This is a genomic window from Flavobacterium tegetincola DSM 22377 (genome assembly GCF_000425485.1).
Lineage (GTDB): Bacteria > Bacteroidota > Bacteroidia > Flavobacteriales > Flavobacteriaceae > Flavobacterium > Flavobacterium tegetincola.
This window is the reverse complement of sequence record NZ_AUDN01000007.1, coordinates 72,610-87,723: the sequence shown is the minus strand read 5'-3', so window position 1 is coordinate 87,723 and position 15,114 is coordinate 72,610. Positions and strand designations below refer to the sequence as shown.

Sequence of the window (15,114 nt, the reverse complement as noted above, 5' to 3'; positions counted from 1 at the left end):
ACCACTAGAAATAATTAATCGTAATTATTTTCGATATCAAAATGTGGTTGATGAGAACTAAAAATAATCTTACAATTTTAGAAAAAGGATAATGAACTGTGGAACTTTTAAATAAATTAACCTAGCATTAAAAAAATAGAATGAGGAGAAATATAAATGTAAAATGACTGCAAACGAGTTGAAAAAATTAAATATATCATTTTATACTGCAATTGTATTTCTACTATTTATCAGTTGTAAAGTGGATAAATATCAGCAGGATACAAGAGAAGCAACAATTACTGATTCACTTCAAGTTAGCGTTCATAACTATAATAATAACAATAAGATAACATCAATTGACACTATTAATAAAGAGATTGGAAAATTACCTATTTATGGAAAATTAAGTCAAGCGAATTTGAACGATTACTATCCCAAAATTACAGATACAATAAAGGCGTTAGGACATGTAAGTGCAGAAAAATTGGATTTGAATCCGGGTGAAGGAATTGTTGTCGGAATGCTTTACAACAGTGCCGTTTCTGCACAAATGTTCCTTTGTACCCACGGTAAAAAGCTGAACCTTATTGATAAGTTATACGTCGGTACAGCAACTGATTTTAACGTTACGAGTCATACTATTAAAATGAAAATTATAAACAGTAAGCAAATTAATTTTGATAAAGTAGATTGGGGTTTCATTAAAAATAGCCAGGACGAGATTGGAGTTATTGGACATGAACAATGGCTAGTTACTATTGATAAGAAAGGCTTGATAAAAAACAAAATAACGGTTTTAAAAGAGCCACAGTTACATCACTAATTACAGAAATTGGCACGATATGAAAAACATACTTTTTATTATTTTACTATTTATGAGCTCATCCTCTTTTGCACAAATTAAACAATCCACCACTGTTGAAATTGAAAGTGGTCAGACCACTAAAAACTATATTGGCGCTACATTGGAAAGTATGGTGGTGGAACTGTTTGCGGTTAATTATGGAAATGCGCTTACATTTACTAAAGTGAATGATCAGATTGTGATTACCAATGCCCAAGAACCAAATGCTGTTATTAAAATCACACTCAATAATAAGTATTTAGTTAGAACACTTTTCTACAATGAAAAAATGGTTTCCTCTACAGAAGCGATTGCTTTTGACCTCGAAAATCTGCCGAAAAGCAGCACCATTTCAAACCAAATCGTAAAGGGCAAAGTTGAAAGTTACGTTGGTAAAACGGAGTTAGATGCTACTATGAACTATGATTTTGATAAAACATATAAACTTTTTGCACGCTTAACTATTTCTACAGATTTAAATAATATTGATGCTGTTTTTGAATCCATTGCCGCATTCTTTTCACAAGAAGATGCGTTGTTGAAGGTTTTTTTGGGTAGCTATGCAAGGAAAAATCAACCCATAATGAGCGGTTATTTAAAAACGAACGCGTTGGGAAAAATTGAAAGCGGAATAATTTGGTTAGCAATCGACAATGAAAATGGGAAGTATGAAATTTACAGCAAAGGAAAAATAACAAAAACTGAAAAACAAACACTTATCGATTTTCAAGAAACGATAGTGGATTATTTTGAGAAAACAATGATTGATTAAACAGCTATGAATAAACTACAACTGAAGGTTTTATTAACATTTCTACTACTTGTATTTTCTTTTACTTCTTGCATTGACAAAGTCGAAGAAAATCAGAAAATTGATCGGATACAATTGGACGATGTGCAACCTCCTGCTCTAAATCAAACAAGCGAGTGGAATCATTCTGAACCAACATGGCAAATTGTCAATGAATTTTATGACGCCATTTCCGATAATAACACCGACAAAGTTGCGGAAATGCTAGAAACAACATTTCCCGCAAACTTTCAACCCAAGAACAAAATATCACCTGTAGAAGCAGTGATTCGAACTTCGGACAATTTAAGTTTATTAAAATTGCTGGTGAACAAAGGAGCCACCATTAACGATAAGGAAGAAAATCTAGTTTTGGCCGCCGCCGAACATAAGAGATTGGAAATCCTGAAATATCTCATTGAAAAAGGGTGTGCTTATAAAGACAATGGTTCGTTTAATACTGCAGGTTTTTATCAGTTTTATGAAGGTGCAAAATATGTATTGTTAAAAGGTGCGGACCAAAATTCGGGAGATATTAGAGGTAAGTTATGGGTATTTTACGAAGCGGTACGAAGATCAGATTATGAAGTACTTAATGCTTTAAAACTGTCAAAGGACGAGCTATCTTCTAACGAATGCGATGGAACATCGGCACTAATAATTGCCATAAAAGAGAATAATTTGGCTATGGTTAAATACTTATTGAAGAAAGGTGCAGATAAAAACAAACCAGAAACCTTTGATTGTGGTGATGATCTCTCTTATGGTAGATTGCCTATTGAAATTGCGAAAGCCAATAAATTTGATGCTATAGTAGAGACACTTCAATGATTGTAATGGCATTAAAAAGTATAATTTCCTCGTTCAACGATTTTGCGTTAGGGATAGGAACGATATCCTTTTTTATTTTTCATAAAAAAGATTTAGTGAATAGCCCGACCCTTGGGGAACGCCCAAATTAACAACATAAACATGAACTATGTAGTAATTTTATTTACCGCTCTATTTTATTCAAATTGTAGCAACGGTCAAATAAAAGATGAGGCGGGAAAACCATTAAGCTGATTTAGATTTGTAAGGTTTGTGAAGTTGATTTTTCTGGTACTACTAGACACGTTCGGAATCATTAAATCAGCAGCGCAATTTTAAATAAAAAAACGCAACAAATCGCTTCTACATATTTTTAAATGCTGTTAAAAATTAGAGAGTCCTACTAATTGCCTTTTCTGCGAATGACATAAACGCCTTCCTTTCCATTTTTATGCTTATTTATCCCGTAATCGTACGTAAGAAAAGAAACTTTACTCCTATTCAAGAACTTTTCAGGTAGCGCAAAAATATAAGTTTCAGATTGCACCTTTTCACCAATTCCAACAGACTTGATGGCATTGTTTTTAAAATGTAAAACAGCTCCGTCAAAATTCATTTCATAAAAAGCGGTACCGTAAAATAGTGTAGGTATGCCAATATTGTATCCGTCAGAACTGGAATTTTCTTTTGAAAAGGCAAGCATATTAATAGCTCCAGCCATTTTGTAATGCAGTGACTGATCAGGGAAAAATGACTGATCTGTGTTAAAAGGCGTACTATAAGAATCGGTAAAACGATGCTCATTAGAATAGCTTTCTCTAGCTACATCCTTTAAAAAGTGAACTTCACGAACTTTTTCAGGAACTTCCTTCTTTTTAATTTTACACTTTATTTTTGAACCTTGTGAATAAATAAAGCTTGGACCAGAATGTGAAAATGTGTAAAGTTTGGTCCATTTACCTGCAGTTTGGAAGTAAACACAATTTGCACTTTCTAAATCGGTTACCCAACCATATAAAACGATTTCTGCTTTTTGGTAATGCGATTCAAATATTTGAATCCATTCTTCTGAAGTTAACGTATTTTCTTTGTTTAAAATAGTGCTAAAAGACACTGCAGTTGGGTGATCTTCAGCAAAATTATAGACCGAATTTTCTCCTATAATGAAACTGTTGTTGTCATCAATCAGATGAAAAGCATCACTTTTAGGCAGATGCAGTTGAAAAATTGTTTTGCCTAAATGATCTATTTTTATTGGATTAAATACCTCTCCTTGGTAATTGTTGACCATGAAAAAATTATTTTCTGGAAAATAACGTACATTGACATTGACTGTTTCAGAAACCCGTTCCATCTTAAATGTACCCCATTCCAAACCATCGCTCAATTCTGGAAATTGGATATACTGGGACTTGTTAATCAGTAATTTCGGCGATATGTTGAATGTAGTACAGCATTCCAATAAAAAAAGAATCACTGCTGAAAGGACTATAAATACGAACATTCTTTTCATTTAATATTTAAATAATGAAATTCAATTGTCTTGCGCTAATTGTAACAAAAAAAAGCGACAGTGACTATGTACTGTAACTCTGCTAATAAAATGTTGCATCTTAACTTCTTTATTGAAAAATGCATCCACGATGACATGCTTAAAAATTATTTCAACTGCAAGTTCCCTATTTTTCGACATCGCTGAAACTGAGATTCAACGTGTTGCAAATTTCCTCAACTACCCATCAAATTTTTATTTTTGGTAAAATTGAAGTACATGGGATCTAAATATTATTTAGTATCGTTAATATATAACTGATAGTCGTTCTCTGAAACTTTTTCGCCATTAAGATAATAACTCGTAAAAATAACCGAACCATCCGGCTTATACATGTGGCCAATTCCATGTTTTTTACCAGCTACAAACATAAAATCCATATTCCTTTTTCCCATAGCGTACATAACTGATAAACCATCTTGCCGGTCTTGCTTATAACTAATTTCTGAAATTAAGTTGCCTTGGAAATCATACGTTTTACTAATACCTTCTCTCAAATTGTCTTTATATTCTGTTTCTGATAGTATTTTCCCACTGCTGTAGCTAATTTGCTTACCGTATTTTTTACCTTTTTTATACTCCGATTTAGTATTGAGTTGCCCATTGCTGTACATTTCACTTAAGCCATCTTGTCTGCCATCTTTAAACTCTTGTCGAAGCCAAACTTTTCCATTCTGATCGTAATTCTCTTTTAAACCATTGCGAACTCCCCGTTTATACAGAAGTTTGCATTCTAAAGTTCCTCCGTTTGTATACCAAAACGCCTCGCCAGTAATCATTCCGTTTTTAATAGTATAAAGTGCGTAGGAATCTTCATCCAATGGAATTTTATACGCACCATTTAGACTTTTTCCGTTTAAGGTTAGTTGTAAAGCAGTGCTGTCCTTGGCGTAAGTCTTCTTTAAATATTCCCATTTAATTTCTTCCGGTATTTGCGCATAAACTGATACAGATAAAAAAAGCATCAGCATAAAGGACAGGATTTTATAGGTTGTTTTCATCATACGAATATATTTAATTATCTATGAAAAATTGATTATTTGATCTAAATTAACGCTTACTATTTACAATAAATTCCATTATTGTTTTTTAAGACTTCAGTGTAAAATCTTACATTTAATATAAACCAGGTTATAGTGTAGCTTAAAGTCAATTTTTGGGAGTATTTAAAATCATCAAATGCAGTAATTTAACATTCTGGGCGTTACCCAAGGGTCAGGCTTTTCAGGGCTTCGCTAGCGCTTCGGTACCGATGAAAAATCGGTACTAAACCCTTACAATCCTTAACGCAAAAATCGACTCTAAATGGCATATTGTTTATTAATCTTCTCCTCTGGTTTGCTACAACATAAATATAAAACAGTGAGAAATAAATACTCTAAAGGTTTCATTAATCGGTAAACCAAGTTAGAACGTGCTGCGGTTGTAATCTTTTTAGAAAGTGGATAGCCGTAAGTATCGTAGCAGTTGCGAATCCATTTATGCAACTTTGGCGAACGTTCTTGAATCAATTCCTCAAAAGCATTGGCAATTAGTAGTTGTCTGTTTACCACTATTTCACAACCGTGTCTTTTTCCCAAACGCAGCGGCTTTACCACAGCAGCATCACCACAAATAGCCACTGTACACAAGTAATGGCCTTTGTGATCTAAAAACGGTGGATGCGATTGTTGCGAAAAATTCCAAGCCGTGGTTTCAGTAAAAACTTTAGTAATTGAATTGTAATCCTGGCCAAACAGCATTAAAATTGCTACAATTATAATAAAAACTGGAATGCAAAGCAGTAAAATCAAGAACGGTTTGTCTTTGCTTTTCGCCATAAATGAATTTAAAGCATTGAGAAATGAATTACTGTACGTTTTTTCAGATGCCAATTCACCTTCAGTTTCAGCGATCTTCACTAACAAAGAAATAGAAATTATGAGGTAAAAGATAGGCAGAATGGAAAACACCATACCCATTTTAGCTGGTTCTTTATTGGTAATCAACTGCAATAAAAAGGCGACACTTATAAAACAACCTATTAAAATAAAAATAATTGCGAGTACAAATACTAAGGGTGGCAATTTATTTCCGCGAACCCGTAATGCAATAATTCCACACCAAGACAACGTAAAAAACACAAGCAATGTAAGAACGTGAGCCGAAGCAATTGGCGTGTAGCCACCATCCACAATATCAATGGCTGTATAATAATCAGCCGAGTTGACCATCCAGGAAAAAGCGAATAATGCGAAAGATAAAATGGTACAAACGACAAGTATGAATTCAGAAATCTTTACTGAAAGTTGGACATTTGGACGTGATTTTTTGAAAATTACATAACCAAAAAAGGAAATTACGATTAAAAGTAGAAAAATAATTGTCATAAGTTATTATACATTTCGCATTGCTTTAAGTCAACTAAAATTAGTTCTTTATTATAAATTCATCAGTACTTACGATTTCAAAAACCTTGTTTTCTTCATTCCACACATAGGCAATGTAATAAGGAGTTTGGCTCTCTTCGTCTTTTTTACAAATCGATGAAATAAATAATCGGCTGTCAGGATTACTTATAGCTTTACCTAAATCCCACATACACATGTTTTGTTCGCCCAAAGGCAAATCATATACTTTCCCGTCTCTCACATCAACCATAAATCCCATAATACAACTTGCACCACAGCCAAAAATGGTTCCGATATAGTGTCCACCAAAATCAATTTCATTACTTTTATAACCGTCAATAATTCGAGTTCTAAAAAATTTTGCATCAGGATAACTACTGAAATCAAGTGGTGCTTTTTGAACGACTTTTTGAACTTCAACGGCATATTTTTCAAAATTGATACTGTCATGAGCAGTACTATCATCTTCTGATGCTTCATCATTATCTGCTGATTCTGCTGCAAAAGTATCTTGTGTGGAAGCGCTAGATGCCTCTTCAACTTCTGCCCCATCGTAGGTTGCGTCTTTAACTTGTCCCACTTCTACTACATTATCAACTGCAGTTGGCTTTTTCTCTTCGTTACAGGCAATTAGTGTAAAAATCAGTAGGATAAATAGTGTAAATATCTTCATCTTTAGAAGGAGTTTCAATTATTTTAAAATGAATTTGATCTATAAATAATTGTGGAATTTGACTTATTTTTTAATATTGATCTCTTTAATTCATGATATTAAAATTTAACGCCAGCCGAATAATAATTTAGTAGTCACAAAATTACCATCGATAGTAGTACTTTCATTATCTTTAAGTTTATAATTGGCAAAATTATATTGCACCTTAAACTGAAGAAACGTTTTTTGACCTACATAATAGCGAATGCCTAAACCCGGATCTATAAATATGCTATTGTTACCTATACCATTTTCCTTATCCGGAATAGAAAAACTTAAATCGCCAAAACCAATGCCGCCAACGCCTTCCAACGCAAATCGGTTGGATGCATAGAGCTCGTGGCTGTATTGCAAGGAAATTTGAACACCAGAATATCCATCTTTTGGAATAATTTGATCTTCGTTCTTTACATAAATGGTCTCGGTTTTACCAAGGTTTCCAAAAAAATCAAAATTCAGTCCCAATCCACTTTTTTCACTTTTAATTTCAATGAGCAAACCTCCCATTATTGAGTTTCCTAACTTTGAGCTATTTCCAGTGCCAAACCATGTTCCAGTATAGACGCCAAGATATACTCCATTTTTTTTAAAATCTCGCTGTAAATCCTGCGCAAACACTTGGTTCAAAAAGCCAAAAATCATTGCAAAAAGAAGGATAAAATCTTTTATTTTTATCATAAATTTCTATTTATAGGTCGAACTTCCAAACATTAAAACCACATTTACTCTACCCAACATCTTGTTTAAACGGATTCTGAAAAAAATTTTAAACTACTACATTTTATTAGTTTACTATTTTATTTACTTTAAGGTTGTATTTCTATCGTTGTTCCAACAGCTACAGAAGCATAAAGTTCATCAATCTCACTATTTGTTAACGCAATACAACCATTAGTCCAATTAATGAATCGTTGAAATTTATCAATGATGCCTAAACCATTTCTGATACCATGAATTTTGATATCTCCACCGGGCGACACTCCAAGCATTTTTGCGTGAGCACGATCTTTTTCGTTAGGATAAGATATACCAAGGTTTTTATGATAGCCACTTTTATCATTTTTAGCATCAATAATGTAAAAACCTTCTGGCGTTTTTTCATCACCTTCAAATTCCTTGTGTCCAACAGGCGCGTCACCCAAAGCTATTTGATAGGTTTTTAGAAGTTTACCCTTGGAATAAGCCATCAATTCATGTTGCGATTTATGTACAACCAATAAATCTACCTGACTATTTGCAGGCAATTTTTGCTCTGGAATACAATTGTAAATTAAGGCACAACCTAATAAGACAACTGCAATTAAAAATGTTTTTTTCATCTATCAATTTATATTTAACCCTTTTATTTCAAAACATCCTTAATCGATAAAACCATTTTATTTTTGGTATTTCCAAAGTTCAACATTACGTTCAAGATAATGCGTTGCGCTATCTGCATAATTTGCATGCATTTCAAAACCGCTATCAATTTTCAACTTTAAACTATCAGATAGATTTTCAAAAGCATATTTAAAATAGTGTTCTCTTGATAAAGACTCTCTGTAATACATATCCTCTGCGGCAGGTTGACTGGGTTTGAGTTTTGCTTTTAAAACCAATTCTTCTAAATTAATTCCTCGCAGAAAAACCAGTACCTGACCATCATTTGCAATCCCAATTGTAAAGCACAAACCTTTCAAATTTCCAGCACTACTGTAATATCTTTCCGTATTTTTATTTTTTATCGCCTGCTTAAATAATTCCTCTATTTTAGCTGTAGGCAAGGCCAATGTGTCTTTATAAAAATGCTTGTCACTATAACTAAAATAAGAGATAGCCAGTTTTTTTGGTAACAAACTTTTATCAGATAATTGCAGAAAGTCACCACTGTCTCCCCATTCTGAAGTGTGTTTATTGACATTTTGATACCTAACATATCCATCATCGTTATCGTCTCCCGTAAGAAAGGTGCATTCTCTGACATGAATTGGGTAACTGCTAGGTGCCATGACGGTAGAATCGTAATAATAACGCTCCCAACTTTTGTGAACTGCTGTTCTATAAATAGATGATAGCATTAAACAAAAGGCAATTACAAGGTAAAATTTATTTAAATTATTTATTTTCATCTTTAATGTTGAAAGGCTCCTGCCATTGCCGTTATGTACATTATAAATGCTACGCAAATTGCACCTGCAATTATGCTAACACCAAAAAGCCATTTTGCCCACCTGTACTGTTTGCCGTGATAAGTGAATGCAAATCCGCCTAAAAGTACAATTGAACCGCCAATAAAATAGAAGTAAGTCAGAAGTCCGTCCGGATCATTAGTACCGTTTCCGATTTTAGAAAAAATGATGATCAAAAATAAGTTGACCACAATTAGCGCAACACTCAATTGGCTGTTTGTCATTTTTGATGCTTTGATTGCTTCCATGGATTAATTTTTGCGCGACTTTAATTCGCTTTTTTTATTAGAATGAGTGGTTTCCGTTTCCAAATCGTATTTCATCTGCTGTAGTATTTATATGTTCATTTTCAGGCTGATTTGTTTACTCGCTTAATAATCATGAATAGTTCTTCTTTCTTATAAAGTTAGTCAATCACCGATGCGATTCAGTAATAAATCCAACCTTATTTCATCTGGTCTTATGTAAGAAATTGTTCAAAAATAAGCTTGTATTATTAAAAAATGATCTTAACTACATCAAATAAAAGAATCCTAAAAATCAAAATTAAAACTGATTTACCCCTACCTTTTCACTTCAATTGCTGTTGAAAAACTGCTGTCTTGCTGCATGTAAATTTTATAATTTCTGCTACTGATCAAATGTAAATCTAATGTAGCAATTAATTAGATTATAATGTAAATAAATATTTTGCCCACTGAAAAAATATTTTTTAAATATGATTTCATCAGTCATATCTTTTTTAAGTAGCTTTTTTACTATTTAACGAACTTACCATTTAAAACTATATGAGTACTGACTTGCTTAAAAACCATAGTTAATGAAAAATAGATGTTTCAAGTTTCCAACTAAAGATCAATTTTTTGCAGCAAACTGCTATTTATAGACATTCAATTTTTACGTTAATGAAATAAATTACTATGAGTGCTATAAGGCAACTTAAAATTTATCTCTCACGCTTTTCTAAGATTTATTTCTTTTATTCAATTGCATAAAAAAACCCTAAAAATCGATCAGAAAAATTTTTAGGGTCTTTAAGGTATTGTATACGATATTTACTTAATGGTTAAGACATTGAAGCAATTACTTTACAGTTAGAGGAATATCCCAACTGTCCCAACTTAAAACAATTTTATTGGAAGAAATGTTATAGACCAAACGTTCTGCCCTTAATTTTCTCATATTTGGTTTTACAGAAACCCTTAAAGCATCTTCAGCCTCATTGTATTTAGAAGCACCCCATTGTTTGGCTACTTTATTAAATATAACAGTCGCCTCATTTAATTGAGGGATTACAAAAACGGAATACGTTCCTGCAGCAAGCTTATTACCTTCAATGATTAAATCTTTGTCCGTTTGGATCGTTGTTGCTTCGTTTGCACCGGCACGCCATACTTTTCCAAAAGGAACTAATTCACCCCAAATTGCTCTTTCATTAACCGCTGGACTTGAATAATTAATAGTTACAGCCGCACCGTTGATTTTACCTTGAGCCACTTCTGCAGGACTCGCTTTCTTTTCTTGTGCTGTTGCAGAAAATGCAGTTGCCAAACTCAAGAAGGCAATGCACAATGTGTTTTTAATTTTTTTCATAAAAAAGTTTTAATGTTGTACGTAAAGTTAATTACTTAAACCCATTGACTGCTTTTTTTAGTTTTTATTTAAGATTTGAATCTATAAATTTACAAATCCAATAAGTAATTTTTAACTTTGAAAACTCTTAAAGACAATTAAATTTCAGTATTTTTAAACTTTATTTGATCCATGAATAACAGTTTAGCTTCACACATCGCCGATTTTTTAAGTAAGTACGAACCATTTTCCGACCTTTCTACTAGGGATTTGTACAATATTGGTCTGTCCGTAAATGTTTTAAGTATTGACAAAAATGAAACCGTTTTTAAAATCGGAGACCAACTACAAAACAAATTTTACATTGTAGCCTCTGGATTGATTCATATTTCATTAATCACTGATGCAGAGGAAAATTTGGTTGATAAACCATCTACAGGAGAAATTTTCGGATTACGACCGTTCTTTGCAAAAAATAATTATGCTACAACTGCAAAAGCAATTCAAGATTCAATTCTATATGCCATTCCGGTGGCCACATTTAAACCGTTTATTGCTAGTAATACAAAAGTTTTAGATTTCCTGTTGCAAAATTTTTCTTCATCTTCTGGCGATTCTGTTGACAATTCAGGAAACGGTTTTACAAATGAAGGTGGAAAAACGTATGAAACTCAGAAGGAAATCCAATTCTTTCAATCATTGGAATATAATAAAAAACCGTTATTGGTTGGCGCTAATGAAACCGTTCAAGACGTCGCGCAGAAAATGACGGATTCATTACTCGGAAGTGCGCTAATTCATGAAAACAATATTCCCATTGGTATTGTCACAGACGTTGATTTACGGTCAAAAATTGCCACAGGTCGATTTTACATCACAGCATTAGTCAGCAAGATTATGTCAGCTCCTGTCATTACGGTTCCAGAAAACACATCGTTAGCCGAAGCGCAATTGTTGATGTTGCAAAATAATGTAACTCATCTATGTGTCACTGCAGACGGAACTGATAAAAGTAAGATTGTTGGAGTAATTTCCCAACAAGATTTGATATTTGCGCAAGCGAGTAATCCCGGTGTTCTAATTAAAGAAATTAAAAGAGCTCCAAATGCGGGTGAATTGCATAAAATTCGGTTAAAATTTGAAGATTTTATTCAGAATTCTCTCGAAAAGAAAATTCCACTTTCGCACATCAATACATTGGCAGGAGAAGTGAACAATGCATTAATTAAGAGAGCTATTGAACTGACTATATTGAATCTTGGTTCGCCACCCGTTCATTTTTCATGGTTCAGCATAGGTAGTCAAGGACGAAAAGAGCAACTCGTTTTCAGTAACCAAAATAGTTTCTTAGTGTACGAAGATGTAGCTGAGGATAAAAGCAAAATTACAAAGGATTATTTTATTCAATTGGCAACACGAGTGGTTGCAATATTAGAAATTGTAGGCTATAATTCTGAAACACCTTACATTGCTAGCAATCCTAGCTGGTGTAAATCTGTGTCTGAATGGGTTTCGCAATTTAATGTTTGGATGAATTTTCCAGGTGATAAAAACACCGTTTTACCCACATTATTTTTTGATTACGAATTGGCGTATGGTTCCATCGAAATTGAAGAAACTATAAATGATACGGTTTTTAATAAATTACAGAATACAAAGAAATTTTTCGCGTATTTAGGTGCTGAAACGCTTAAAAAGCCGGCTCCACTTACCTTCTTTAAACAATTTAATATTGAAGAAGAAGGCGCTCACAAAAATGCCTTTGACATTAAAAACCGCGCTATTTTACCTCTAGTTGATGCCGCGAGAGTATTGGGTTTGAGCCACCGAATTAAAGGAAATACCAACACTTTTTTACGTTTTAAACAGTTGGCAATGACGGAACCAAAATATGCCGAAACTTACTTAAACGCTGCAGAAGCTTTTATGGTTTTTTCGAAAATCAGAACAAAAGAGGGTTTGAAGAATAATAGTAATGGCCAGTTTATCATGGTGGAAGAACTGTCTAAATCCGATAGAGAAAAATTAAAAAATGCATTGATTCCAATGAAGGAATTGGAAGAAATTATAAAGAATAAATTCCAACTTACTTATTTTATGTAATATGCTTGATTGGTTAAAAAATAAAAAATATCCTGAATTTTGGAAATCGTATTTGCAAAAGCAAGAAGAAGATTCAAATCGTTATGTGACTTTAAGCCTGAAAACAACTGGTTTGAATACACAGAAAGACATTATTTTAACAATTGGATGTGTCGCAATTCACAATAATGAAATTGTAATTAAAGATGCCTTTGAGGTAATTTTACTGCAATACATTTACAACCACGACCATGGATTTTCAAATGATTTCATTATCGAATCAAAAATGGCGAAAGTAACGGAAGCAGAAGGAATGGAACGTTTGGTGAATTACCTTCAAAATGCCGTTATCATTGGACATCGAGTGGATTTAGATCTGGAAATGATAAACAAGGCACTGGAAAAATTAGAGTGCGGAAGGTTGAAAAATGAAGCGCTTGATCTAGAAATAATGTTTCGAAAATGGAAAGAAATGAGCGACGACAAAAAGCTTTCTGTAGAAGAAATTGCGCAAGCTTTAAAACTGCCTTATGAAGATTACGACTCTACCATTCAAGAATCGTATACTATGGCGTTGTGCTTTTTGAAATTGAAAAAATACTTGCGCATTGAGTAAAAGCTCCCGTTTTGATTAAATGTAAAAATTGCTTTATTTCTTAGCAAGTTCTTCCTCAATGATGGCAATAGCAGCCTTTACATTGAGCATTTTCTGCATACCTTCATCGTCTATAATGATGTCAAATTTTTCTTCAATGTCCAAAATGATGTCCACCAAATCTGCCGAATTTATAGATAAATCCCTGATAAAATCTGTATCTAAAGTTACCGTTTTCAACAATTCTAGATTTGGAACGTAAGGTCTTACTATTTCTGTCAACTGTTCTATTCTATTCATTTTTATATTTTTTTAAAATTACACAACCGTTTACATCTCCAAAACCAAAGCTAGCTTTTATTAGAGTATTAACAGGTTGATATATTGATTTTTGAGGTACTTTATCTGAAGATATTAATGCAGTAATGTCTGGATGTAAATCTTCGCAATTGAGAGATGGAAAAATAAAATCATGATAGATTTGCAAAATTGATGCAACTAATTCAACACTTCCAGCTCCTGATAAACAATGTCCCACCATTGATTTGAGTGAATTTATGTAAGGAAAATCATTGCCACTTCTATTCAATGCAATACACCAATTTTCAATTTCTGTAGCATCCTTTGCCGTAGCCGTCAAATGCCCGTTTATAACATCAATTTCGCTGCTGTCAATTCCTGCATCCAATAAAGCGTTTATAATACATTTTTGTACCGCTTCTGAATTTGGAGCCGTCATTGTACCTGAACCACGTTGGCCACCTGAATTGACATTTCCACCTAAAATTTCAGCATAGATGGTTGCATTTCGTGCCAATGCCGTTTCCAAATCTTCTACAACATATGCCCCTGCACCGCTGGAAGGTACAAATCCCGAAGCCGTCTCACTCATTGGTCGGGACGCTTTTTCCGGCTGTTTGTTATTCCGAAATGTACATACTTTTATTGCGTCAAATCCAGCCCAAATGTACGGACCAGAATCACTTGTGCTTCCTGCTAACATTCGCAACGCTTTCCCTGATTGAACTCTTTCAAAAGCGGAAAGTAGACTCTCTGTTCCGGTAATACAAGCGGATGAATTAGAGCTAACCAAATTACCCAAACCTAATTTTCCGCCTAAATAAGCGCTTACGCCACTATTCATGGTTTGCGCCACTGCTGTAGTTCCGAGTCGACGCGTTTGCAGATCATCAATTTTATAAATGCTCTCTCTAAATTTTTCTATACCAGAAGTAGAACAGCCAAATATGGTTCCACTGTCCCAATCCGGATGTTCTGAATCTGCAATTGCTAATCCAGCATCTTTCCAAGCCTGCATACCTGCAATTACACCATATAAAATCCCAGAAGCATTGAAATTACGCAATTCATATTCGGTAAAATATTGCTTGATGTACTCTTCGGATAATTCGGGAGTACCGGAAACAGTACACGAAAAATTTAACGCAGCGAGTTGTGCATCATATTTAATTCCAGAGGTTCCACTTTCCAAAGCCACACGAAACGCATCTCTCCCTACTCCATTTGGAGCAACGATTCCTATCCCTGTTATAACGACTCTTTTTTTCATTTGTACAAATTATGAGAATTATTCTCAATGAAATTTATTTGCAGAAA

At 33.6% G+C, this 15,114-nt stretch carries 16 protein-coding genes; 5 read left to right on the top strand and 11 right to left on the bottom strand.

Going from position 1 to position 15,114, the window contains the following annotated elements; translation table 11 throughout:
• Positions 1-163 precede the first annotated feature (163 nt).
• Genes H602_RS0100440 through H602_RS17890 form a run of 3 tightly spaced genes read left to right on the top strand, consistent with a single transcriptional unit; the run spans position 164 to position 2,447 of the window.
• Positions 164-805: a hypothetical protein gene (locus H602_RS0100440; RefSeq protein WP_026976244.1), complete on the top strand. Its 642-nt coding sequence runs from the start codon at positions 164-166 to the stop codon at positions 803-805.
• A gap of 19 nt (positions 806-824) precedes the next feature.
• A complete protein-coding gene (locus H602_RS0100435) occupies positions 825-1,598 on the top strand; it encodes a hypothetical protein (RefSeq protein WP_026976243.1) in 774 nt (257 codons plus the stop codon).
• A 6-nt stretch (positions 1,599-1,604) separates the two neighbouring features.
• Complete coding sequence (locus H602_RS17890; RefSeq protein ID WP_051224054.1) at positions 1,605-2,447, top strand: ankyrin repeat domain-containing protein; 843 nt, start codon at positions 1,605-1,607, stop codon at positions 2,445-2,447.
• Between the two features lie 382 nt (positions 2,448-2,829).
• On the opposite strand, the gene H602_RS0100425 is transcribed toward H602_RS17890, so the two are convergent.
• The 9 genes from H602_RS0100425 to H602_RS0100380 form a co-directional block, all read right to left on the bottom strand.
• The gene (locus H602_RS0100425) at positions 2,830-3,930 is read right to left on the bottom strand and encodes a hypothetical protein (RefSeq protein ID WP_157504784.1); all 1,101 of its coding nucleotides are present in this window, start codon (positions 3,928-3,930) and stop codon (positions 2,830-2,832) included.
• 281 nt (positions 3,931-4,211) lie between these two features.
• Entirely contained in the window at positions 4,212-4,982 is a 771-nt protein-coding gene (locus tag H602_RS0100415) for a toxin-antitoxin system YwqK family antitoxin (protein WP_157504781.1), read from the bottom strand.
• Between the two features lie 297 nt (positions 4,983-5,279).
• The gene (locus H602_RS0100410) at positions 5,280-6,347 is read right to left on the bottom strand and encodes a DUF6688 domain-containing protein (protein WP_026976240.1); all 1,068 of its coding nucleotides are present in this window, start codon (positions 6,345-6,347) and stop codon (positions 5,280-5,282) included.
• Positions 6,348-6,387: 40 nt separating this feature from the next.
• Complete coding sequence (locus H602_RS19200; protein ID WP_051224051.1) at positions 6,388-7,041, bottom strand: hypothetical protein; 654 nt, start codon at positions 7,039-7,041, stop codon at positions 6,388-6,390.
• A gap of 105 nt (positions 7,042-7,146) precedes the next feature.
• Positions 7,147-7,758: a hypothetical protein gene (locus tag H602_RS0100400; protein WP_026976239.1), complete on the bottom strand. Its 612-nt coding sequence runs from the start codon at positions 7,756-7,758 to the stop codon at positions 7,147-7,149.
• A gap of 128 nt (positions 7,759-7,886) precedes the next feature.
• On the bottom strand, positions 7,887-8,399 hold the full coding sequence (locus H602_RS0100395) for a L,D-transpeptidase family protein (protein ID WP_026976238.1): 513 nt from the start codon (positions 8,397-8,399) through the stop codon (positions 7,887-7,889).
• Positions 8,400-8,456: 57 nt separating this feature from the next.
• Positions 8,457-9,188, bottom strand: a complete 732-nt coding sequence (locus H602_RS0100390; RefSeq protein WP_026976237.1) for a DUF2931 family protein — start codon at positions 9,186-9,188, stop codon at positions 8,457-8,459.
• 2 nt (positions 9,189-9,190) lie between these two features.
• A complete protein-coding gene (locus H602_RS0100385; protein ID WP_026976236.1) occupies positions 9,191-9,496 on the bottom strand; it encodes a hypothetical protein in 306 nt (101 codons plus the stop codon).
• A gap of 835 nt (positions 9,497-10,331) precedes the next feature.
• The gene (locus H602_RS0100380; protein ID WP_026976235.1) at positions 10,332-10,841 is read right to left on the bottom strand and encodes a DUF2911 domain-containing protein; all 510 of its coding nucleotides are present in this window, start codon (positions 10,839-10,841) and stop codon (positions 10,332-10,334) included.
• 171 nt (positions 10,842-11,012) lie between these two features.
• On the opposite strand from H602_RS0100380, the gene H602_RS0100375 reads away from it, so the two are divergent.
• Both H602_RS0100375 and H602_RS0100370 read left to right on the top strand, forming a co-directional pair.
• Positions 11,013-12,923, top strand: a complete 1,911-nt coding sequence (locus H602_RS0100375) for a DUF294 nucleotidyltransferase-like domain-containing protein (RefSeq protein ID WP_026976234.1) — start codon at positions 11,013-11,015, stop codon at positions 12,921-12,923.
• A gap of 1 nt (position 12,924) precedes the next feature.
• The gene (locus H602_RS0100370) at positions 12,925-13,518 is read left to right on the top strand and encodes a 3'-5' exonuclease (protein ID WP_026976233.1); all 594 of its coding nucleotides are present in this window, start codon (positions 12,925-12,927) and stop codon (positions 13,516-13,518) included.
• 33 nt (positions 13,519-13,551) lie between these two features.
• Here the strand turns inward: H602_RS0100370 and H602_RS0100365 are convergent, their stop codons facing one another.
• The gene (locus tag H602_RS0100365) at positions 13,552-13,797 is read right to left on the bottom strand and encodes a phosphopantetheine-binding protein (protein WP_026976232.1); all 246 of its coding nucleotides are present in this window, start codon (positions 13,795-13,797) and stop codon (positions 13,552-13,554) included.
• The gene (locus H602_RS0100360; protein WP_026976231.1) at positions 13,790-15,067 is read right to left on the bottom strand and encodes a beta-ketoacyl-[acyl-carrier-protein] synthase family protein; all 1,278 of its coding nucleotides are present in this window, start codon (positions 15,065-15,067) and stop codon (positions 13,790-13,792) included. Before H602_RS0100360 ends, H602_RS0100365 begins: the two co-directional genes overlap by 8 nt.
• Positions 15,068-15,114: the final 47 nt, after the last annotated feature.

Excerpts from the sequence above, each read along its gene's own strand:
- H602_RS0100410 (WP_026976240.1), bottom strand. The coding sequence starts at position 6,347 with ATGACAATTATTTTTCTACTTTTAATCGTAATTTCCTTTTTTGGTTAT.
- H602_RS0100395 (WP_026976238.1), bottom strand. The coding sequence starts at position 8,399 with ATGAAAAAAACATTTTTAATTGCAGTTGTCTTATTAGGTTGTGCCTTA.
- H602_RS0100400 (WP_026976239.1), bottom strand. The coding sequence starts at position 7,758 with ATGATAAAAATAAAAGATTTTATCCTTCTTTTTGCAATGATTTTTGGC.
- H602_RS0100360 (WP_026976231.1), bottom strand. The coding sequence starts at position 15,067 with ATGAAAAAAAGAGTCGTTATAACAGGGATAGGAATCGTTGCTCCAAAT.
- H602_RS0100390 (WP_026976237.1), bottom strand. The coding sequence starts at position 9,188 with ATGAAAATAAATAATTTAAATAAATTTTACCTTGTAATTGCCTTTTGT.
- H602_RS0100440 (WP_026976244.1), top strand. The coding sequence starts at position 164 with ATGACTGCAAACGAGTTGAAAAAATTAAATATATCATTTTATACTGCA.
- H602_RS19200 (WP_051224051.1), bottom strand. The coding sequence starts at position 7,041 with ATGAAGATATTTACACTATTTATCCTACTGATTTTTACACTAATTGCC.
- H602_RS0100385 (WP_026976236.1), bottom strand. The coding sequence starts at position 9,496 with ATGGAAGCAATCAAAGCATCAAAAATGACAAACAGCCAATTGAGTGTT.
- H602_RS0100365 (WP_026976232.1), bottom strand. The coding sequence starts at position 13,797 with ATGAATAGAATAGAACAGTTGACAGAAATAGTAAGACCTTACGTTCCA.
- H602_RS0100435 (WP_026976243.1), top strand. The coding sequence starts at position 825 with ATGAAAAACATACTTTTTATTATTTTACTATTTATGAGCTCATCCTCT.
- H602_RS0100370 (WP_026976233.1), top strand. The coding sequence starts at position 12,925 with ATGCTTGATTGGTTAAAAAATAAAAAATATCCTGAATTTTGGAAATCG.
- H602_RS0100375 (WP_026976234.1), top strand. The coding sequence starts at position 11,013 with ATGAATAACAGTTTAGCTTCACACATCGCCGATTTTTTAAGTAAGTAC.
- H602_RS0100425 (WP_157504784.1), bottom strand. The coding sequence starts at position 3,930 with ATGTTCGTATTTATAGTCCTTTCAGCAGTGATTCTTTTTTTATTGGAA.
- H602_RS0100380 (WP_026976235.1), bottom strand. The coding sequence starts at position 10,841 with ATGAAAAAAATTAAAAACACATTGTGCATTGCCTTCTTGAGTTTGGCA.
- H602_RS17890 (WP_051224054.1), top strand. The coding sequence starts at position 1,605 with ATGAATAAACTACAACTGAAGGTTTTATTAACATTTCTACTACTTGTA.
- H602_RS0100415 (WP_157504781.1), bottom strand. The coding sequence starts at position 4,982 with ATGATGAAAACAACCTATAAAATCCTGTCCTTTATGCTGATGCTTTTT.